18 protein-coding genes and 1 tRNA gene are annotated in these 20,844 nt (G+C 33.1%); 6 read left to right on the forward strand and 13 right to left on the reverse strand.

The annotated features are described in order from the left end of the window. Positions 1–28: 28 nt before the first annotated feature. The 4 genes from AC3IPI_RS10070 to AC3IPI_RS10085 all read right to left on the reverse strand — a co-directional run bounded on the left by AC3IPI_RS10070 (position 29) and on the right by AC3IPI_RS10085 (position 5,815). Entirely contained in the window at positions 29–3,697 is a 3,669-nt protein-coding gene (locus AC3IPI_RS10070; protein ID WP_489158812.1) for a PKD domain-containing protein, read from the reverse strand. Between the two features lie 360 nt (positions 3,698–4,057). Then, positions 4,058–4,972: a bestrophin family protein gene (locus AC3IPI_RS10075; protein WP_489158814.1), complete on the reverse strand. Its 915-nt coding sequence runs from the start codon at positions 4,970–4,972 to the stop codon at positions 4,058–4,060. Positions 4,973–5,181: 209 nt separating this feature from the next. After that, a complete protein-coding gene (locus AC3IPI_RS10080; RefSeq protein WP_489158816.1) occupies positions 5,182–5,439 on the reverse strand; it encodes a hypothetical protein in 258 nt (85 codons plus the stop codon). A gap of 299 nt (positions 5,440–5,738) precedes the next feature. Beyond that, positions 5,739–5,815 (reverse strand) — tRNA-Met (locus AC3IPI_RS10085). 153 nt (positions 5,816–5,968) lie between these two features. Between AC3IPI_RS10085 and AC3IPI_RS10090 the strand changes: the two genes are divergently transcribed. Continuing rightward, positions 5,969–6,361, forward strand: a complete 393-nt coding sequence (locus AC3IPI_RS10090) for an START-like domain-containing protein (RefSeq protein WP_035620801.1) — start codon at positions 5,969–5,971, stop codon at positions 6,359–6,361. Between the two features lie 55 nt (positions 6,362–6,416). Continuing rightward, positions 6,417–7,250 carry an aminotransferase class IV gene (locus AC3IPI_RS10095; protein WP_489158818.1) on the forward strand — a complete coding sequence of 278 codons (834 nt, stop codon included), beginning with the start codon at positions 6,417–6,419 and terminating at the stop codon, positions 7,248–7,250. On the opposite strand, the gene AC3IPI_RS10100 is transcribed toward AC3IPI_RS10095, so the two are convergent. From AC3IPI_RS10100 to AC3IPI_RS10125, 6 genes are all read right to left on the reverse strand, one after another. Next, positions 7,251–7,811: a YqgE/AlgH family protein gene (locus AC3IPI_RS10100; RefSeq protein ID WP_039112398.1), complete on the reverse strand. Its 561-nt coding sequence runs from the start codon at positions 7,809–7,811 to the stop codon at positions 7,251–7,253. It lies immediately after the preceding gene. A 126-nt stretch (positions 7,812–7,937) separates the two neighbouring features. After that, the gene (locus AC3IPI_RS10105) at positions 7,938–8,210 is read right to left on the reverse strand and encodes an HU family DNA-binding protein (RefSeq protein WP_017498096.1); all 273 of its coding nucleotides are present in this window, start codon (positions 8,208–8,210) and stop codon (positions 7,938–7,940) included. 180 nt (positions 8,211–8,390) lie between these two features. Beyond that, the gene (fmt, locus tag AC3IPI_RS10110; RefSeq protein ID WP_489158821.1) at positions 8,391–9,338 is read right to left on the reverse strand and encodes a methionyl-tRNA formyltransferase; all 948 of its coding nucleotides are present in this window, start codon (positions 9,336–9,338) and stop codon (positions 8,391–8,393) included. After that, on the reverse strand, positions 9,338–11,230 hold the full coding sequence (locus AC3IPI_RS10115) for a RecQ family ATP-dependent DNA helicase (protein ID WP_489158823.1): 1,893 nt from the start codon (positions 11,228–11,230) through the stop codon (positions 9,338–9,340). Before AC3IPI_RS10115 ends, fmt begins: the two co-directional genes overlap by 1 nt. A 65-nt stretch (positions 11,231–11,295) precedes the next feature. Further along, on the reverse strand, positions 11,296–11,829 hold the full coding sequence (locus tag AC3IPI_RS10120; protein ID WP_039112277.1) for an AAA family ATPase: 534 nt from the start codon (positions 11,827–11,829) through the stop codon (positions 11,296–11,298). A 248-nt stretch (positions 11,830–12,077) separates the two neighbouring features. Further along, a complete protein-coding gene (locus AC3IPI_RS10125) occupies positions 12,078–13,001 on the reverse strand; it encodes an alpha/beta hydrolase fold domain-containing protein (protein WP_489158825.1) in 924 nt (307 codons plus the stop codon). A gap of 229 nt (positions 13,002–13,230) precedes the next feature. Between AC3IPI_RS10125 and AC3IPI_RS10130 the strand changes: the two genes are divergently transcribed. The 4 genes from AC3IPI_RS10130 (at position 13,231) to AC3IPI_RS10145 (ending at position 16,658) form a co-directional block, all read left to right on the forward strand. Then, complete coding sequence (locus AC3IPI_RS10130) at positions 13,231–13,527, forward strand: DUF493 family protein (protein ID WP_039112275.1); 297 nt, start codon at positions 13,231–13,233, stop codon at positions 13,525–13,527. Between the two features lie 2 nt (positions 13,528–13,529). Then, positions 13,530–14,252, forward strand: a complete 723-nt coding sequence (locus AC3IPI_RS10135) for a DUF4290 domain-containing protein (RefSeq protein ID WP_039112274.1) — start codon at positions 13,530–13,532, stop codon at positions 14,250–14,252. A gap of 206 nt (positions 14,253–14,458) precedes the next feature. After that, complete coding sequence (gene murA, locus AC3IPI_RS10140; RefSeq protein ID WP_039118053.1) at positions 14,459–15,769, forward strand: UDP-N-acetylglucosamine 1-carboxyvinyltransferase; 1,311 nt, start codon at positions 14,459–14,461, stop codon at positions 15,767–15,769. A gap of 13 nt (positions 15,770–15,782) precedes the next feature. Further along, positions 15,783–16,658 carry a cation diffusion facilitator family transporter gene (locus AC3IPI_RS10145; protein ID WP_039112272.1) on the forward strand — a complete coding sequence of 292 codons (876 nt, stop codon included), beginning with the start codon at positions 15,783–15,785 and terminating at the stop codon, positions 16,656–16,658. A 321-nt stretch (positions 16,659–16,979) separates the two neighbouring features. Here AC3IPI_RS10145 and AC3IPI_RS10150 read toward each other — a convergent pair whose 3' ends face one another. The 3 genes from AC3IPI_RS10150 to AC3IPI_RS10160 form a co-directional block, all read right to left on the reverse strand. Then, positions 16,980–19,469, reverse strand: coding sequence for a DUF5686 and carboxypeptidase regulatory-like domain-containing protein (locus AC3IPI_RS10150; RefSeq protein ID WP_489158829.1), 2,490 nt, complete (start codon positions 19,467–19,469; stop codon positions 16,980–16,982). 83 nt (positions 19,470–19,552) lie between these two features. Further along, positions 19,553–19,966, reverse strand: a complete 414-nt coding sequence (gene aroQ / locus AC3IPI_RS10155) for a type II 3-dehydroquinate dehydratase (RefSeq protein ID WP_489158831.1) — start codon at positions 19,964–19,966, stop codon at positions 19,553–19,555. A 142-nt stretch (positions 19,967–20,108) separates the two neighbouring features. After that, positions 20,109–20,669: a porin family protein gene (locus AC3IPI_RS10160; RefSeq protein ID WP_409415648.1), complete on the reverse strand. Its 561-nt coding sequence runs from the start codon at positions 20,667–20,669 to the stop codon at positions 20,109–20,111. Positions 20,670–20,844 lie beyond the last annotated feature (175 nt).

The raw sequence follows: 20,844 nt of genomic DNA on the forward strand, positions 1-20,844 counted from the left end.
TTGTTTGACCCCTTGATTCACATTTTTGCTATTCCTTTATTAATTTACGGATTATTGTTTTTCCGCTTGACGATTTAATTTTTAAAATGTAAACACCATTTACTTTTCCAGATAAATCAATTGTTATATCATTTGATTTAATTTTTGACGATGTTGTACTTAAGATTAATTGTCCCGTAACGCTATAAACAGAAGCTTCGTATTCTTCTTGATCTAATGAAGGAATATATACAGTAAATAAATCTTTTGATGGATTAGGATATACCACAACTCCCTCGATTTTATTTTCTTTTACATTTAATGTTGGACTGTTGTTGATTTTGAAATTGTCAAACCAAACTCTGGTACCATAACCCGATGTGTTTCTTATTTTAACTAGAACACTCGATTGGTTTTTTACAACACTTAAATCTACAGTTTCGCTTCTCCAATCAGAATCTTGGGTTGGCTTCCAGTCATTAGTTTCATTTGCTTGTGTAGTAGCAGGGTCATCCTGAATAGGAGGCAATACTGTTTGCAATTGCAATTGATTCTTAGAATATACATTTGTCCAATTAACGCCACAATCTGATGAAACTAAAATATCGATCTGATCTGGGGCAGGAGCAGGGTCAAAAACACTTAAATATTGTGTGTATCCAAGATCAAAATGTAAATGAGGTTTATCAGCCGTGGTGAAATCCATTGATTTTAAAATTAACTCATCGACCATTCCTGTTGGAGCATCAGCATTATTGATAACTAAACAAGTCAAATCTCCTTTACCTACATCGGTGCGTTGTTCCCAAGTAATAGGATCTGCATTTAAATTTAGAACTTGCCAGTCTTGCTGAGGGAAAGCATCATTAAAATTCTCAGTAACAGGTAAAGTATTTTTACCTTTTATTGTTACTGCGCTTGTTTTTAGCATGGTTGTACCTTGTCCGTAAGTATTAGTAGCAACTAAAGTAACATTATAATCACCTGGAGTATTATATACTACAGCTGGATTCTTGCTTGTAGAAGTTGCTGGTGTTCCTCCTGGAAAAGACCATAACCATGAAGTTGGCTCACCAAAAGAAGTATCTGAAAATTGAACTGGTAAATCACTACAAATCATTGAACTTGTAATTTTAAAATCAGTATATGGTTTTTCTTTACTATCAAAAGTAAATTTCAAATTATCAATCCAAATTCTCGCACCATAACCAGATGTGTTCACAAATTTAATCAGAACGTTAGGGTTTCCTTTAAAAGCTGTTAATGAAATTCTTTCAGTTCTCCAATCAGAATCGGATGTTGGAACCCAATTATTCGGATTTGTACTTGTGGCAGTTTCTAATACCGTATGAGTTTTAGAGTATAAAGGTGTCCAAGTGGTTCCACAATCTTTGGAAATTAAAATATTTAGAAGATCAGGACTATCTGCATCAAATTTTGCATAAGCAACGTCAAAAGAGAAATCAGTTGCACCAACTGCTAAGTTTAATGGTTTCAATGTAATTTCATCTACATCTCCTGCAGCATTATCGGCATTGTTTATAATCATACAAGAGGAAGAATTTCTGCCAGCAGTAGTACTTTTTTCCCATGTTAGATTGTTATTTAGGTTAGTGACTTCCCATCCAGCTGGAGGAAAAGTTCCTTCGAAGGTTTCTGTAAACGAAGCGCTTACAGGAGTAGTTACTGTAATAAAGTTTAATTTGGTAACTGAAGTTCCTGTACCAGATGGATTTGTAGTTGTTAAAGTAACATTATAAGAACCATTTGTAGTATATGTTACTATTGGATTTTGTGCTGTTGAGGTTGCAGGAATCCCACCTGGGAAAGACCATGACCAACTTGTAGGGTTTCCTGTTGAGGTATCTTTAAATGGAACAACTAAACTTGCGCAATTTGTTTTGGTAACAGCAGCAGAAAAATCAGATATAGGAGTAAGACTTTGAGTAATAGCTACATTTACATTGTCTATCCAAATGCGGGTTCCATAACCTGATTTGTTTTTAAAACGAATTGTAACATTTGGATTTCCTATATAAGCACTAAGATTAACGATTTCTTTTCTCCAGTTTTCAGGTGTACTCGGAATCCAGTTATTCGGAAGCGTTATAGGAGTAGTTGTAGTTTGAAGATCGGTATGAGTTTTAGAATATACAGATGTCCAATTTGTGCCACAATCGGTAGAAACTTCTACCTCAAGAACGTCTGGACTTATATCATCAAATTTTGTGTAAGCAACATCAAAATAGAGTTGACTATTTACTCCATTTGTAAAATTATAATAAGGAAGTTGTATGTAATCTAGTTCGCCAACGACAGCATTATCAGCATTATTCATAATCATACATGCTGAATCTCCATTGCCAACATCTTTACGTTTTTCCCACGCTAAACCTGCATCTGGATTTGTAATAGCCCATCCGTCTGGAGGAAAAGCTCCCGAAAAATTCTCAGTTAAGTTTACTGTAGATCTTTGATCAACTTTTATATAGCTGGTAATTGTTTTGGTATCGTTTCCTAATGCGTTAGTAGCAGTAAGTGAAACAGGATAAATTCCTGGTGTTGTATAAGTAACTGTTGGGTTAACCGCTGTAGATGTAGCTGGTGACCCTCCGATAAAAGTCCAGGATCTGGAAGTAGGTAATCCAAGAGAAACATCTTTAAAAGTTATACTTTTGTTGGAACAAATAGCAGTTGTACTTGCTGTAAGTTGTGCTATTGGCGCTGTACTAATAACTCCGACAGAAGCTAAATTACTATTTTGCCATAAAAAGCCTCTGGGATATTTGGCTACAGTCATATCATCTAGCCAATAAGTCATTGCATTAGTCTGGTCTTTGGTAAACATAGATTGACAATCTACATTATAATCCATTAAATTTTGATAGTTTGCAATAACTCCGCAGCTATTTACAGCCGATAAATTACAACCAAATCCCTGCGTTGTTGGTGGAGTATCTGCCATACCATCGTTAATTGGATCACAACCATTCTGAAAAGTATGTTGCAAACCAAAATAATGTCCAAACTCATGAGACATTTCTTTAGCAAATTGGAAATTAGCATCAGATCCACCCGTAGTACCTATATATCTATGATTATAAGTTACGTGAGGAACAACATCTTGTACAGGCAAAAAAGCATGTCCAGAACCATAAACCCCATCAGCTGGGTTAGGTTCATCTACAACAACTATGTCTAAGTAATACTTTCCGTTTTTACCGTAGTACATATAATTATAAATCTTCGAATCGTATCCATCAACAATATGTGCTTCAGGATGCCAGTTCATTCCGGGAGTTTCTAATAAATTACCATCTGGGTCAACTGTAGCAAGAACAAATTGGATGTTCATTTTGCTTTTTATAGCTTCAAAACGTGGGTCTACAGTATTGTAAGCAGGGTATAAACCATTAAAATCTTTGTTGCAAACATCGATTGCATCATTAATTCGGCTTTGCATTTGGGCTTTGGTAAATGTTTTCCCAATATTAGATCCGTCATTTAGGATATGAAATACTACTGGTATAATATAAGGAGCAGCGTCCTTTTTCTTGGTTAATCCAGCTTTTTTTGCAGTTTCAATTTTTGGCAAAGATTGTCTAAATAGATCTTGCTCTTTTTGAGATAAATTGGTTCCGCATCCCATAATTGTTTGTGCAGAAGTGTTTAATGCGAAGAGCAGTAAAAACACAAATACTAAGTAATTTTTTTTCATAAAAATTTAGGTTAATTTGTAATTAGCTTAGATCCTGTAGTGTCAATTTCTATTTTTTAAATTAAAAATTGATCTAATGTCGTGGTCTTAATCTTGAGCTAAATATTTTTTTTGATAAAAGTACAGTAGTGAGTTGTGGCACATTTATATTATATTAACATTAAATAATGGTATATTATCTGGTTTAATGTTAAAAAATATGTTTAGGTGTTAATATATTGGTTGTTTTTTAAAGTGATTCGTATTTTTTGTGGTAAAAATATACAGAAAACACAAGGTAGTATGATGCCTGATAGGATTTTGCTACATCCTAGATTACTAATCGGAATTTTTTTTTAATTGAGGGATAGATACCAGTTTTTAGGTAATGTAATAATCGTTGGAATTATTTGGTGGAGTTATCTTTTTGTTATTTAATTCCAAAAGCGTGTTTTCTATCATTTGCGACATGGTATCCAGAGCCAAATCGTTAGGTTGTAGACCAAAAGGATCTTCTAGTTCATCTGCGATTGCTTCTAGGGCTACAAAAGTATAGGCAATAAACACGATTGCAAATGGAGTAATCCAGCCTAATGTTTCTACAAAGCCAAAAGGCAATATAAAGCAGTATATATAAACTGTTCGATGTAGTAATACACTATAAGTATAAGGAATAGGAGTACTGGCAATTCTTTCGCAACCACCTACGATATCCGAAAGTTTGTTCAGGTTTTCTTCAAATGCCAATTGGGTTATACTATTTAGTTTGCCTTCTTTTTTTGCATCCTTAACCCAGTTCCCTAATTCCCTTAAAATAATGATGGGTTTAAAATGAACTTCTTTTAAGGTATTTGCAAATTCTTTAGAAAGAAGACGACTCATGTCGTCGCTAGAATCAGTATGTCTGAGTTGGTGTTTTAATGCGTAAACGAAAGCAATAAGTAAATTGATAAATTGGTCACGTTTCTCATTATAGTCATTGTCTATTAATGAATGACTTTGACGAGCCAATGATCTGGTGTCGTTAAGTAATGCTCCCCAAAGTTTTCTGCCTTCCCAGAATCTGTCGTAGCTAACGTTATTACGAAAACCTAAAAAGATAGCCAGCGCAATTCCAAATAAAGTAAATATAGCAGGATTAATATGTAGATTATGTTCTAATAAAAAAGGTTTGAAATACACCACCAATATCGAAAACAATAACAATAGTATTAATCTCGGCATAAGTTGAGGTAAAACGGAACCATTCCATTCGAACAACATTTTAAACCAATTGCCTTTTTTCTTTATAATCATTGGGTGGGATTAATTTTGTTACTACAAAAGTAATAATTATATCCCTGATTGTATCTCTTAAAATTTTTGGTAAGTAGATATATAGTATTTAAGGTATGTAGGTATGATTGTAGCTTTTGAAGCATTATCAAAAGAAAAAGAACCTTAAACAATAATTGTTTAAGGAGTATTTTGATAATTCTTTCTGCTAAGCTTTATTCGATACTATTTTATTTCTCCTGTTCTAAATTAGCAGCGGCAGAAATCTGATCAAGTATATTAGTTTGATTGGGTGCAATGTAATTTTTTGTCTCGCTAGCGATTTCTTTCTTAAAAAGAAGATCTAATGCATTGTAAAGTCTTAATAAAACTTCTTTGTCTTCTTTTTCAATCTCTAAAGCAGTATTGAAATTAAAAATATAATTATTAGAGTTGCGTACTTCTACTTTTATCGTCTTAGACGTGATTTTAAATTTAACTATATCCATGTTGTTTGTAAATTACTTAGTTTGCAAAATGCTGTTTTTCTTGGTTTTTTTGCAGTCATGCAAAAGATGAGGAGCTTTAATTTACCTTCTGAACATGAAGTTTAAGAGAGGCTTCATGTAGATTCAGCGATATTAGGCGAGATTGAAGTAGCATCTTTGCGGCTAAAATATTTAGTTAAGGTTAATTTTATCACTTCAAATTTATGATTTTATCGTCAGTCCTAAAGGATTAGGGCAGTATTTTCTAAGCATAATTTCAATAAAAAACCCTTAAACAATTGTTGTTTAAGGGTTTGTTTTGGTAGCGAGACCGAGATTTGAACTCGGGACCTCAGGGTTATGAATCCTGCGCTCTAACCAACTGAGCTATCTCGCCATATTTGCAGTAAGAGTATGTCCCTCATTGCGGGTGCAAATATAGAAATAAATTTAGAGTTAGCAAGCAGAAATGAAAGAAAAAAAAATATTTTTAAAAAACTCTTTTTTTCAGAGATATATTCTTATATTTCCAAAAAATTAAATCTGGCACATGGATCTAAAAGTACGTTACGAAATCGAGTTTCCTATAAATTCATCTCCGCAGTTGTTGTATCAGTATATATCTACACCATCAGGATTGTCTGAATGGTTTGCTGATAATGTAAATTCACGTGGAGAGTTTTTTACATTCATCTGGAATGATTCTCAGGAAAAAGCACGTTTAGCATCCAAAAAAACGGGCGAAAAAGTTAAGTTTAAATGGGTTGACGAAAGCAGCAAAGACACAGAGTATTTCTTTGAACTGCATATTCTCGTAGACGAAATAACGAAAGATGTTTCGCTTATGGTAGTCGATTTTGCCGAAAAAGATGAGCTTGGAGAAGCGAAACAATTATGGGAAAATCAAATATCAGATCTAAAACATCTTATCGGATCAGTTTAGTAAAAGTCTATTTTATAACTTATATTTGCCCTGAACAAAAATTCAGGGTTTTTTTATGATTAATTTTAACGGGAACATAGTAGCGCAGGACGATAATTTATTGATTCAAAATCGCGCTTTTTTGTATGGAGATGGTGTTTTTGAAACACTTAAAATAGTAAATAATAAAATCCTCTTTCTTGAGGATCACTATTTTAGGCTAATGGCTTCAATGCGTGTAGTTCGAATGGAGATTCCTATGAACTTTACAATGGAATATCTAGAGGAGCAAATCCTTTCATTACTTAATCATAATTCTATTGCCGATTCGGCAAGAGCAAGAATTACAGTATATCGTAATGACGGCGGATATTATTTACCTCAAAACAACACAGTATCTTTTTTAATCCATGCGACAGCTTTGGATAATAAAGCATACGAAGTAAATGAGAATCCATACGAAGTCGATTTGTACAAGGATTTTTATGTTACCAAGCAATTATTGTCATCAATAAAAACGACAAATAAAGTAATAAATATCACAGGAAGTATTTTTGCAAATGAAAACGGACTGGATAATTGTATCTTATTAAATGATAGTAAGAATGCAATCGAAGCATTACAAGGAAACTTGTTTATGTTGTTGGGGAATAAGTTGATTACACCACCAGTTTCTGAGGGATGTCTGAATGGTGTAATGCGTAAACAAATTTTGGCTTTAGCAAAAAAACTAACTGACATAGAGGTTGTAGAAGAACCAATATCGCCGTTTGATCTTCAAAAAGCCGACGAATTGTTTCTTACTAATGTTATAAAAGGGATTCAACCAATAACCAAATACAGAAAGAAAGGTTTTACTACTAAGATATCAGTTATCTTAACGCAAAAACTTAATGAAAGTATTGCTTAATTAATTGAGATACGGATTCTCTGGTGCATTAGACCAAATAAGATAATCGCCTCCCAGTTCGATAATTTGTTCTTTCCAGAAATGGGTAGGTGATTTTCCGATAATTTTATTTTTATAATTATTATCGGCTATAATCCAGGAGTTGCCCTGCATTTCTGTTTCGAGTTGGTTTTCGTCCCAACCAGTGTAGCCCAAAAAGAAACGTATGTTGTTCTTATTGATTGCTCCACTATTAATTAAGTCTTTTGTAGACTCAAAATCTCCTCCCCAATATATACCATTTGAAATTTCGACACTATTCGGAATCAAATCGGGTATATTATGGATAAAGTAGAGATTATCCTGCTCAACTGGACCTCCATTATAAATCTTGAACGTGGCTTGGATTTCGGGAATTAAGTCATTAATAGTATATTTAAGTGGCTTATTTATGATGAAACCTATTGAACCTTGTTCATTGTGATCTGCTAATAGAATCACTGACCTGTTAAATGATAAGTCTCCAATTATAGAAGGCTCGGCAATAAGCAGGTGTCCTTTTTTTAATTTTTCTGAAATCATATCGTTACAATTTTTATTAAATTTAAGAATAAAATTTTTAAAATCGTAAATAAAATCGTTAAACAGCAAAAAAAAACCTTCCATATGGAAGGTTTTAATTATATTAAAAGCGTATGTAACTTGTTCTTAGTTAACTGCACCTTCTAATTCAGCACCTGCTTTGAATTTCACAACATTTTTAGCAGCGATTTGAATAGTTTTTCCAGTTTGAGGGTTTCTACCGTCTCTCGCAGCTCTTGCTGATACTGACCAAGATCCAAAACCTACCAATGATACTCTCCCACCTTTTTTCAAAGTAGCACCTACGTTTCCTAAAAATGATTCTAAAGCTAATTTTGCCGCAGCTTTTGTAATTCCTGCATCAGCAGCAATAGCATCGATTAATTCTGATTTGTTCATAATAATTAGTTATTAATTGTTGGTTAAAAAAAATTGTCAATACACAAATTTAATAGGAAATACGTTCCTTGCAAGCGTTTTGTTTAATTTTAGTTTGAATTGTTAATAACTTGCTTTTTTTGTTCATAAAGCAACCTAAAAGCATCACTAAATTTAGTGAGTAGCCTTATTTTGTTGATGTTAGTAGACCTTTGTGTTGTCAGAAAAAGTAATCCCATTTAGTAATTCTGCAACCGCCATTCGTTTTTTTCCGGGCAATTGTAAGCTTAATAATTGAATATAGCCATCAGTAACTGCAATTTTAATCTCTTTTTTGGTGCTAATTAAAGTGCCTATTTCTAGATTATGCGCTTCCAAAATAGGTTTAGCTTCATAGATTTTTACGCTTAATTCTTCCTCTTTATCTTTAAGAAAAGTCCAGGCTGCAGGATAAGGGCTTAAACCTCTTATTAAATCATTAATTACAGCTGCAGGTTTTGTCCAGTCGATTTTGCAGTTTTCTTTATTTAGTTTGTATGCCGTTTTAATATCGGCATTGTCTTCTTGAATTATAGTGGTTGAGTTACCTGATTCAATAGCTTGTAAAGTCTCAATAACTGTTTCGCTTCCTAACTGCATTAAGCGATCATGTAATTGACCTGCATTTTCTGTTGGTTCTATTTCTGTTTCAGAACTAAGAATCATTGCTCCGGTATCAATTTTATCATCTATAAAAAAGGTAGTAACACCAGTTTTGGTTTCACCATTTATTATAGCCCAGTTTATAGGAGCAGCACCGCGATAATTAGGAAGGAGAGAAGCATGAAGATTAAATGTTCCTAACAAAGGCATTTCCCAAACAACTTTAGGTAACATTCTAAAAGCAACAACAATTTGCAAATTAGCATTTAAAGATTTTAACTCCGATAAAAAATCTTCGTCTTTTAAATTGGTAGGTTGTAATAAAGGAAGGTTATTTGCTAACGCGTATTCTTTTACAGCCGAATATTTTATTTTCTGACCACGTCCTGCTGGTTTGTCTGCTGCGGTAATAACACCTACAACATTATAATTGTTCTTTATTATGGTATCTAGAATTCCTACTGCAAATTCAGGAGTTCCCATAAATATGATTCTTAATTTTTCCATTATGATTTTAATGTATATTTATTATTCGGTTTTATTATGATGCGATTGTCCTCTAGTAATTCTTGTAAAGTATGAACAACATCATCGGCACTATTGTTAGTGCGTGTTTGGATATCTCTAGAGCTCAAATCTTCAGTTTTTAATAAATCAAGAATAGTTTGTGCGACAGAGTTGTTTGTCTTTTTGACTTTTTTGGTAATACAATAAGAACAAATACCACAATCGGTAGTTGTTTTTTCTCCAAAATAATCCAGAATCAATTTGCTTTTGCAAGTTTTTTTCTCGTTTACATAGTCTAGAACCGATTGTAATTGGTCTTTCTTTAAATTATTCTGTTTTTCAAGATATTTTGAGACCCTATTAATAGTAAGGTCATCTTCTCGTACTTCATTAAATAATATAGAGGCATCATTGTTTTTGCTATTATACTCAATGATTTCTTTTTCTTTTAATTTTTCTAAAACGGTATGAACTTCAGCTTCAGAGCTATTTGATTTTTTAGCAATCAATTGCAGGTTAAACGGAGTTTTCATTTCGTAAATACCAGGGTAAGTACGTAAAATTGCCAGAATAATTTCCTCGTCATTAGAGTTTAAACTCGTATAACGTATTACTTCTCTCGATTCGATAAGAAATTGCATTGTGATTTTTTCCGAAAAACTTTGAGATAAAGTAATAATTCCTTGACGGTCTAAAAACTGTAAAGCATTGTATGTTTTTAAAGTAGGGAAGTCGTATTTATGGCAAAACCGATTCAGATTAAAAGCAAACTCTTCATTAATTCCTTCGCCGTAGGCAATCTGAAAATAATTACAAAGCTTAACGTACATCTTTTTAAGGAAACTTTTATCGGCTAAATTTTGAATAAACTGATTTTCGGCATTAGCAGTGTCTGATGCGCTAGTGAGTAAAACCGAAAAAGATTTTTCGCCATTACGTCCCGCACGTCCAGATTCCTGATAATAGTTTTCGATGTTTTCGGGTAATTGGGTATGAATTACAGTTTTTACATTGGGTTTATCAATCCCCATCCCAAAAGCATTTGTGGCAACAATAACCTGAGCTTCTTCGCTCATCCATAATTGCATGTTCTTGTCTTTTTCTTTAGTAGTAAGACCACCATGATAATAGGTAGCTTTAAAACCTAAAGATTGTAATTGAGCCGAAATACTCAAACAGGATTTTCTATTACGTACATATATAATAGATGGTTGCGGATTTTTTTTAAGAATCTGCTCCGTTCTGTATAATTTATCTTCGACCTCAAAAACCATGTAGGCGATATTTTCTCTGGCAAAAGATTGCTGGAAAAGTTTTGGGTCTTTTAATCCTAATTCAGTTTTGATGTCTTCAATAACCCTTGGAGTCGCCGTTGCAGTCAGAGCAAGAAACGGAATCTTAGGGAAATGTTTCTTTAATTCCGAAATCTTTAAATATGCAGGACGGAAATCGTGTCCCCATTGCGAGACACAATGTGCCTCATCTATGGCAATAAAATTTATAGGTAAGTTTTTTATGCGGTCAAGAATCCAGTCCGATTGTAATCGTTCTGGTGACAGGTATAAAAATTTATAATTCCCAAATTGGCAATTGTCAAGAAGATTAATAATTTCTTCAGTAGCGATTCCGCCAGTAAGAGCAATTGCCTTTATGTTTCTTTTTTGCAAATTAGCAACCTGATCCTTCATTAATGCTACCAAAGGTGAAACTACCAGGCAGATTCCTTCCTTCATCATCGATGGAACCTGAAAACAAATAGATTTTCCGCCGCCAGTTGGCAATAAGGCAAAAGTATCCTGACCATTTAAAACCGAATCAATGATTTCGTTTTGCAAAGGTCGGAAACTATCATGTTTCCAGTATTTTTGAAGAATCGATAATGCTTCTTGCATTTGTCAGGATTAAAGTTAACAATTTAGAAAACAGTTTCTAGTTTTACCAACCTTAAAAACTCCGACTAAATTTTATCTAAGATATAAAGAATTCGGTTAGATACAGTATCTTTAGGAACCTCAATAAGTTCGTAACCGTATTTTTTATACGTTTCTACCAGATGGCTGTAAATAGTTTTGGCTTGTTCAAAATTTTCGTAACGTTCACCGTCACTCATGTAAATTTCTTCCCAGGGTGGAAGCAGAAAAATTTTAGAATATTTGCAGTCCTCGCACGCAGCTTTAAAATGTTCCGGATAATCATCACCTATATAATCCATATAGGCTACAACATCAGGAATTCCGCGGTCAATAAACACAACTTCCGAAGGTTCTTGTTGTGCATTCTCGAATTGTTTAATCCGTCCTTCGAGTAACTTTTCACTAAACAACAAGGGCTTTTCAAGAAACAATTGTTCGATTCCTTCTTTTTGGGCCTCCAGCGTTACTTGTCTCGAAATTTCGGGATAACAGCAATATCCATCGGCTACCAAACCATCAATAATAGTAGACTTTCCCGTACCCGGGCCACCAATAATAACAATAATTTCTTTCTGCACTTTCTAAAAATAAAGTGCAAATTTACCTAAACTTATTGGTATAATACAAGATTATTTTCTTGAAGCGAATGATTTAGAGTTTTTTTGTAGGTAAAGTTCCTGCTGTTCGCTTCAATCTTTTCCTTTTTTAAAGAAAAAAAGAAAAAGGATTTGCACTTCCATCAGGGCTATTGAGGTTATAATTTTTTGTACTAGGATTAATTTGGTAAAAAGCATAAGGCGTAAAGCTTTAAGCGTAAAGTTTTTTTTTAATTGCAAAAAGAGTATTCCGATAAACCTTCCGATTTCTTCGTATTCGGAATAATAATATGCGATTCAAATTTCCTTTTTGCGATTATATTGTTTATAAAGTCAAGAACATAATCAGGTTCTTTGCCAAATAGATAACCGCAAAATTCATGTCCGCCACCGCAAGAGGTAATAAGTACGATATTTTTTTTAAGAGAAGTCATTTTATTGTAAACCGAATAAGAACCCGAAAGAGTCATGAATCCCATAGAATCATTTGGGCAGGAACGATGCGAGCCAGTTGCGTAAGGAACGGTGGAGTCTTCACTGCCGTGAGAAAGTAACATTGGAATTGCATTTTTAGCATTAATAAAATCTACATTCATAATCGCGCCAGATCCGCCGATAAGACCTGCATATTTAAAATCACTTGGCAAGTTATTCGAGTATAAATTCATTATAGAGTAATCCCAAAAAGTAGCATGAAATGCAATTTCAGCACCAGCGCTAATTCCGGCAATAAAAATCTTTGAAGTATCGATATTATAGGAGTCTTTATTTTTAATCATAAAAGAAGTTGCTTGCCACATATCGCTAACACCAATTTGAATGGTTTTAATTTTTTCAGGTAAAGTTGAGTTGCATCCAAAATCTTTATTCTTCATATATAAAGTGTACGAAATACTAGCAACTGCGGTTCCGTTTTGAGCAAGACTCATGGCGAAATTTTTTTCACCAAAACGATCTCCACCCGAAAAGCCGCCACCGTGAGCAAAAATCACAAGCGGTATTTTCTTGTCTGATTTTTTTAGGGGCAAGTATAAATCAAGATCTAGTTTAATGGAATCATTCTCGAAATAAGTTAACGTTTTGATTTCTTGTGCGGTAATAGAAAATGAAGTAAAAAAGATAAAAAGTAATAAATGTAAAAAAGGCATTCTCATTGTGGTGGTATTTTTATTATAATGCGTGTTCAATTACCCAAAGATAAAATAATAAAACAGGATAGGCTAAAATCCCGAGTTTTAACAAATTTTAAGAAGTGTGTTTGGTCTTGTAAAAGAGTAAAATAAGGTTAATTTGGGCTAATGTTTCGCATTATAAAAAAATCATAAATGCTAAATATAAAATCTCAAATCAAAACCGTATATTTGCGTCTATTTTAATGAAAGAATGGACGAAGATAAAGAAAAAACCACCGCCGAATTTTACGAAAGATTAAAGGTTGAGTTAGACAACAGTAACACTTGGCCAGCAGAATATTTGTATAAATTTATTGTGCCTTCAGTAGCAGATAATGTTGAGCGCGTAGAGAAAGCTTTTGATAGTATGGGAGCAGTAATTAAAACTACAAAATCCAAAACGGGTAAGTTTACCAGTGTTTCGGTAGATGTTACTATGAAAAGCTCAGATGAAGTAATCAGTAAATACCAAGAAGTTTCTACAATTGAAGGTATAGTTTCACTATAAATATGATCGAAAAATATAAAAAAGAAAATGCGAATGATGTTGTTTTTAATTTAGAATACAATTCTGAAAGACAACATTTAATCATTCCAGAGTATGGTCGTCATTTGCAAAAATTGATAGATCAGGCTACTGCTATTGAAGACGTTGAACAACGTAACAAAGCAGCCAAATATATTATTCAGGTAATGGGAAGCTTGAATCCGCATTTGCGTGATGTACCCGATTTTCAACACAAACTTTGGGATCAGCTTTTTATCATGTCTGATTTTAAATTAGATGTTGAATCTCCTTACCCAATCCCTTCTCGCGAAGTATTACAGCTAAAACCAGATGTATTAAAATACCCTCAAAATTACCCAAAATACAGGTATTATGGTAACAACATCAAATACATGATAGATGTTGCCAACAAATGGGAAGATGGTGAGATGAAAAATGCATTAGTATTGGTAATTGCCAATCACATGAAAAAATCTTACCTGAGCTGGAACAAGGATACCGTAAAAGATGATGTTATTTTTGAACATTTGTACGAACTGTCAGATGGTAAAATAAATCTTCTACAAAGCACAGAAGAACTCCTAAACACAACAGATTTATTACGTACTAACAAACGTATATCTAATAAAATCACACCAGCTGGACAGCCTAAAATTCAGAACAATAAGAATATAAAAGGACCAGGGAAATCAAAGCCGTTTCAAAAGAATAATAATCAAAAATAAAAAAGTCGCTAAGATGCTAAGTGACTAAGGCGCTAAGATTTTTAGCTCAGTACCTTAGAATTTCAGAACCTTAGAAACTTACAAAGAGAATAATAATCAAAAAAATGTTTAATAAAGTTACTAAGATCCTAAGGGACTAAGTTGCTAAGATTTCTTAGCTCAGAACCTCAGAATCTCAGAACCTTAGCAACTTATCAAAAAAGAATATGGGAATTTTTAAAATCGAAGGTGGAATTCCTTTAAAAGGAGAAATCACTCCACAAGGTGCAAAAAATGAAGCGTTACAAATTTTATGCGCGGTACTTTTAACCTCAGAAAAAGTAAAGATTAATAACATTCCTGATATTATTGATATCAATAAATTAATTACGCTTTTAGGAAATTTAGGCGTAAAAATTCAAAAAAACGAACCAGGTTCAATTACATTTCAAGCCGATGAGGTAAATGTAAACTACCTGGAAACTGAAGCTTTCAAGAAAGAAGGTGGAGCACTTCGTGGTTCAATCATGATTGTTGGGCCGCTTTTGGCACGTTTCGGAAAAGGATATATTCCTAAACCAGGAGGAGATAAAATAGGTCGTCGTAGATTAGATACTCACTTTGAGGGATTCATTAATCTAGGAGCGAAATTTAGATATAATAGAGAAGATCACTTTTATGGTGTTGAAGCTCCAGAAGGATTAATCGGAACCGATATGTTGCTTGACGAAGCATCAGTAACAGGAACTGCAAATATTGTAATGGCAGCAGTTTTAGCCAAAGGACAAACAACAGTTTACAACGCAGCTTGCGAGCCTTACTTACAACAATTGTGTAAGATGTTGAACTCTATGGGAGCAAAAATCTCAGGAGTAGGTTCAAACTTATTAACAATCGAAGGAGTAGAAAGTTTAGGTGGTTGCGAGCACAGAATTCTTCCAGATATGATCGAAATCGGATCTTGGATAGGGTTGGCAGCAATGACAAAAAGCGAAATCACAATCAAGAATGTAAGTTGGGAAAACCTAGGGCTTATCCCTAATACATTCAGAAAATTAGGAATCACAATAGAAAAACGTGGTGATGATATTTATATCCCTGCTCACGTAAATGGATATGAAGTTAAAACAGATATCGATGGATCAATCTTAACCATTGCCGATGCGCCATGGCCAGGATTTACACCAGATTTATTAAGTATCGTTTTGGTTGTGGCAACACAAGCAAAAGGAGATGTTTTAATTCACCAAAAAATGTTCGAAAGCCGTTTGTTTTTCGTAGACAAACTAATCGACATGGGAGCAAAAATTATGTTATGTGATCCGCATAGAGCCGTTGTTATGGGACATAACTTCGAGTCACAATTAAAAGCAACGACAATGTCATCTCCAGATATTCGTGCTGGAATTTCATTATTAATTGCAGCTCTATCAGCAAAAGGAACAAGTACAATACAAAATATAGAACAAATCGACCGTGGATACGAACGTATCGACGAGCGTTTAAGAGCAATTGGAGCAAAAATCGTGAGAGCGTAGATAAAATCCTCAAATGACGAATGAACAAAAAGCTATAAAAGCTACATACTTTAGTATAGTTGGAAACACCTGCTTAGCCGTTATAAAAGGCTTGGCAGGTTTTTTTGGCAATTCTTATGCCTTAATTGCAGACGCGATTGAATCGACTACCGATATATTTTCGTCCTGTTTGGTACTATTTGGAATTAAATATTCTAACAAACCAGCAGATGAAAATCATCCTTACGGACATGGTCGTGCAGAACCTTTAATCACATTTTTGGTCGTTGGATTTTTAATTACTTCAGCAACAATTATTGGTTACGAAAGTATTGCCAATATCCAAACCTCGCATGATTTGCCAAAATCCTGGACTTTGTATGTATTAGGAGCAATTATTGTTTGGAAAGAATATTCTTTTCGATTGGTAATGAAACGTAGCAAACAAACCAATAGTTCATCATTAGCAGCAGATGCCTGGCACCATCGTAGTGATGCAATTACATCTGTAGCAGCTTTTATCGGAATTTCGATTGCGCTAATCATGGGGAAAGGTTACGAATCGGCTGATGATTGGGCAGCACTTTTTGCAGCTTTCTTTATTTTATACAACAGTTATAAAATTTTCAGACCAGCGCTTGGCGAAATAATGGACGAAAATTTGAATGATGATTTAGTCGAAGAAATCAGAATAAAATCTTTAACCGTAGTAGGTATTCTGGGAACCGAGAAATGTTTTATTCGTAAAGCAGGAATGAAGTATCATGTAGATCTTCATGCCATCGTATCTGCTAAAATTTCGGTAAAAGAAGGACATGAACTTTCACATAAATTACAAGATACACTAAAAGAAAAAATACCCCAATTAGGGAATGTTTTAATTCATATTGAGCCAGATGATTATCATTGATTTTTAAGGTTCAAAGGTTTTTTTTAAAGGTTCAAAGGAACAAAGGTTCTGAGGAGCTAAGATTTCTTTTAGCAAGACAAAAAACGAAATCCGTTTATTCTTTTATATAGAGTAAACGGATTTTTTTTTAAGGTTTAAAGTTTTTTTTAAGGTTCAAAGGAACAAAGGAACAAAGGAACAAAGGTTCTGAGGACTAAGGTAACTTTGTCAAAGTTTTTTTACTTTGACAAAGATTCATTCTCAAATTTCTACTTACTAATGTGATTTCTCCTTTGTCGAAGTGACAAGTTTGGAAGGAATCTGCGTGAAATCATCACTAAACTACTCCAGAATATTAAGAAACTTCAATCCAAAAACTACTCCGTTTTGTTGTATTCCGTTTTGGTAAGAGTGAACATAATCTACACGAAACATTCTGAATTTTCCGAAACCAAGATTGTCTAATCCAACTGTAAATTCAGAATAGGGCTTAGTATTTGGAATTTCAAGAGAATGGAATCCTATATTTAAAGTTGATTTTAATTTATTCAATAAAGGAATCTTGTTCATAATATATCCATTGTCATTATGCTCCATATGAACCTCAAAATAGCTATCGTTTGTACTATTTGTGTAATATGGTAACAGATTAAATACATTCAGATATCTATCGGCTTGACCAATATGAGTTTGGTTTCCGTTAAAATGTTTGTAATCCATAAAAGCGATGTTCTCGGCATTAAAAAATTTACCTGCTTTTAGATTTATTCCCAAAAGCCCTTTATTTCCTAAAGTTAAATCATATCGTACTGCTGCACTTATAAGATCAAATTCATATTTTTTCTCGCTGGCAGCTAAACCTTTTTCATAGCCTAAAGATAAGGTTGGGTATTTCTCATTCTTAATATTATATTTTCCGTCTGGTCTGGAAATATATTTGTTACCAAAACTAATTCTAGTGTTCAAATTAGCTTTTACCAAATGATGTTTCTCAAAAGGTGAATTTACAAAGTCATTTGGCGCAAGCGGATTGTTAGAAGAGTAAAAATCATCCTTATTAAAGAAAGAGTAATCGGTAGTATTAAAAAGAGGTTTACGTTGCTCATACGCAACTTTTGCACCTATAATAATGCCGTTGGCTACATTTTGAGTATAGGCTAGTTGAGCAAATTCCAGATTGTAAACTTTCATATAGTTATCCTTAAAGAATAAAGAACTTACCGAATTAATAAAATTATTTATAGGTTCACTATTATTAAACTGGCTTACTTTTGTACCTCCAGAAGCAAAGATTGTAGCATAATTTTGATGATTAAAGGTATGCTTAAATTCGCCAGTAACACGCAGGCGCTCATCCGAGAACCCATAATTTATTGCGGTACTTATTGAGGTTTCTTTCCCTTTTTCCTCATTCCAATTTTTATAAGAAAAACCAGTTCCAATATTAACACCCTGAACAGTATTAAAACTAAGAGCGCTTAAATCTAATAGTCCGTTATACTTAAATGAATATTTCTCGAAAGTATTTTTGTGTTCATGACCGAGTAATATGTCAAAAAAATTAAACTTGTTATTCTTGGCATCAATAGAATCGGTGTATTTTCTTGATGTTCGAATAGTTTGTAAACTATCTTTCTTGATATAATCTGTACTTTCTTCTATGGTTAAAGGAATTGGGCGGATAGAATTCCAATAAGAATCATCTTTTTTATTAGCATTAGTTTCAAAACTTACGATTTCATTAGTGAAAGTTTTCTTTTCAAAAGAATCAGGAAATTCATAATTGGTATATACATAATTAAACTTTCCTGTAAATTGAACCCCAAATGCTCCAGCAGTAAAAGATAAACTTTGAGCATTTTTTGCCCACAATTTATTTTTAGAATTATAACTAAAGCTTTGTTTAAGATTCATTATTTGCGTTAGCTCATTCTTGATTCGATACCCTTTTATATCGAGATCAATGGCATAAATGGCAAAACTATCATCGATAATATAGATATATCCTTCAAAAACTGGTTCTTTATCACGTTTAGGGATAACCTTTATTTTATTTATTTGCTGGTTGTTCTCATCAAAGAAAGTTCCTTCTAGTTTGTATTTGTAGTAATTAAAGGCATTATCGGCAATAGGAGAAATCATTCTTACACCAAACTTTAATGTGTTATTATAAAAATCATAAGTAGATAAACTTGCCGTATTATAGCTATACCCTTTATTGTTACCCGAAATTTTAGAAGCTATAATTTTCTCCTTAAGATTATCAGGTTTCTCAAATGTAATTTTAGAAATAGTTTCCGATAGATACAAAACGCCTGTTCCTGTAGAGTCGAGATTAGAGGCCATTTCATCACCAATATCTACTTTAAGACCCATTATCTTTTTAGGTAAATCTTTAATTTTGAACATTCCTTTAGAATAAAAATCGGCTGTGTATCGTCCTGTTTTTTCCGAATTGTCTTTTTTATTGGCAATCGCACTTCTTATAATGTCATTGGCGGGATTATCCTTAGGATTAATTATTACTTCGTTAAGAGTGAAGTTTTCTTCCAGTAGTTTTACGTCCAGTGTGTATAGTGATGCAGAAGAGGGAACAGTTAGTTTTTGAGCTTTAAACCCTAAATATTGAAATATGATTTTGTTCTTTCCAATCTCTTTTATATTGAGCTGGTATTTTCCTTGTTCGTTGGATGTAGTACTGTTATAAGTATTCTCTTCGAAGATAGAAACAAACGGTAGAGGATTTCCTTTTTCATCCGAAATTGTTCCTTTAATCTGTGCGTAATTTGAAAATGAAAGTAGTAAAAAGGCAAATAAAATAAAGTTTTTCATATAGGTATATTTCTTATTTCAAAAATAAAAGAAGTTAGAAATGAACCTATTAAAACTATGTTAAATGATTTATAGCGCTTTAACTATAAAAAAGAGCGTATGGCAAGCTCGTAACTTTTTAGACCAAAACCTAGAATAACGCCTTTGGCATTTCCAGAAACATACGATTGGTGGCGGAAACTTTCGCGTGCATAAGTATTAGAAATGTGTACTTCGATAACTGGAGTCGTAACGGCTTTTATAGCATCGCCAATACCTATTGAGGTATGTGTATAAGCACCCGCATTTAGAATAATACCATCATAGTTAAAACCAAATTCTTGTATTTTTCCAATTAATTCGCCTTCGATATTACTTTGATAATAGCTTAGTTCAATAGATGAGAAAGATGTTTGTAATGTTTCAAAGTAATCTTCAAAAGTTTGAGATCCGTAAACTTCAGGTTCTCTTTTTCCTAAAAGATTCAAATTTGGTCCGTTTATAATGATAATTTTCATGTATTATAATTTTAAGCAATTCTGATTTGTTTTTGAATCCATTTTACATTTCACTCAAAACATTTCATTAGTAGCGGTGTAAAAATAAAAAAACCGTTCCAATAAATAGAACGGTTTTTATAAAAGTATGTGATATTATTTCTTAGAACATGAATCCAGCTGAAAGTTGGAAAACAGAGTTTTTAACATCTGCATTTTTTGAAGCTTCAGTTAATCCTATTCCGTAACGACCTTGAACAAAAATGTTTTCAGTAAGTTTAAATCCTAATCCTGCATTAAGACCGAACTCAAAAGTTTCACCATTTTTCACATCAAAATCATTTTTCTCACTTAATAAGAAAGATGCTTGAGGTCCTAATTCTAAACTAAATGATTTAGTTAAATAAAACTTAGCCATTACAGGAATAGATAAATATCCTAATTCATTTTTAAATTCATCAACAGCAGTTTTATAAGTTGCTCCTTGAGTAGAGTATAAAAGCTCAGGTTGAATAGAGAATTTTTCAAGTAATTTAATTTCCGCTACTACACCCGCATGGTAACTAGTGATTCCTTCTTTGTCTACTTCAATTCCGTCAAAAGCACTATCCCCAGTTTGATTTGCAAAGTTAACCCCTGCCTTTACACCAAAACGTAATAATTGTGCTTGCATTGTTGCTGATGTTGCTATGAACAGTACAGCTACTAAAATTATTCTTTTCATAAAATTCTTTTTAAAAGTTTGATTGATTTTTCTGTAAGTTAAAACTCTTATAATTTGCAAATATTGTTTAAATATTAGAAAGATTCCAATTTTCTACATTAAATAATTACTAGCAAATTTGATTGTTCAAGGGCAAAAATACTTGCTATTGGCTGGTACTCAATTATACTTATAA

Source organism: Flavobacterium sp. GL_143, from assembly GCF_057834355.1.

Bases quoted from the DNA above. Each gene is read 5' to 3' on its own strand.
- AC3IPI_RS10070 (WP_489158812.1), bottom strand. From the start codon at position 3,697: ATGAAAAAAAATTACTTAGTATTTGTGTTTTTACTGCTCTTCGCATTA.
- AC3IPI_RS10100 (WP_039112398.1), bottom strand. From the start codon at position 7,811: ATGATTTCAGAAAAATTAAAAAAAGGACACCTGCTTATTGCCGAGCCT.
- AC3IPI_RS10125 (WP_489158825.1), bottom strand. From the start codon at position 13,001: ATGAGAATGCCTTTTTTACATTTATTACTTTTTATCTTTTTTACTTCA.
- AC3IPI_RS10080 (WP_489158816.1), bottom strand. From the start codon at position 5,439: ATGGATATAGTTAAATTTAAAATCACGTCTAAGACGATAAAAGTAGAA.
- AC3IPI_RS10145 (WP_039112272.1), top strand. From the start codon at position 15,783: ATGACGAATGAACAAAAAGCTATAAAAGCTACATACTTTAGTATAGTT.
- AC3IPI_RS10105 (WP_017498096.1), bottom strand. From the start codon at position 8,210: ATGAACAAATCAGAATTAATCGATGCTATTGCTGCTGATGCAGGAATT.
- aroQ (WP_489158831.1), bottom strand. From the start codon at position 19,966: ATGAAAATTATCATTATAAACGGACCAAATTTGAATCTTTTAGGAAAA.
- AC3IPI_RS10135 (WP_039112274.1), top strand. From the start codon at position 13,530: ATGATCGAAAAATATAAAAAAGAAAATGCGAATGATGTTGTTTTTAAT.
- AC3IPI_RS10130 (WP_039112275.1), top strand. From the start codon at position 13,231: ATGGACGAAGATAAAGAAAAAACCACCGCCGAATTTTACGAAAGATTA.
- AC3IPI_RS10115 (WP_489158823.1), bottom strand. From the start codon at position 11,230: ATGCAAGAAGCATTATCGATTCTTCAAAAATACTGGAAACATGATAGT.
- murA (WP_039118053.1), top strand. From the start codon at position 14,459: ATGGGAATTTTTAAAATCGAAGGTGGAATTCCTTTAAAAGGAGAAATC.
- AC3IPI_RS10150 (WP_489158829.1), bottom strand. From the start codon at position 19,469: ATGAAAAACTTTATTTTATTTGCCTTTTTACTACTTTCATTTTCAAAT.
- AC3IPI_RS10090 (WP_035620801.1), top strand. From the start codon at position 5,969: ATGGATCTAAAAGTACGTTACGAAATCGAGTTTCCTATAAATTCATCT.
- fmt (WP_489158821.1), bottom strand. From the start codon at position 9,338: ATGGAAAAATTAAGAATCATATTTATGGGAACTCCTGAATTTGCAGTA.
- AC3IPI_RS10075 (WP_489158814.1), bottom strand. From the start codon at position 4,972: ATGATTATAAAGAAAAAAGGCAATTGGTTTAAAATGTTGTTCGAATGG.
- AC3IPI_RS10095 (WP_489158818.1), top strand. From the start codon at position 6,417: ATGATTAATTTTAACGGGAACATAGTAGCGCAGGACGATAATTTATTG.
- AC3IPI_RS10160 (WP_409415648.1), bottom strand. From the start codon at position 20,669: ATGAAAAGAATAATTTTAGTAGCTGTACTGTTCATAGCAACATCAGCA.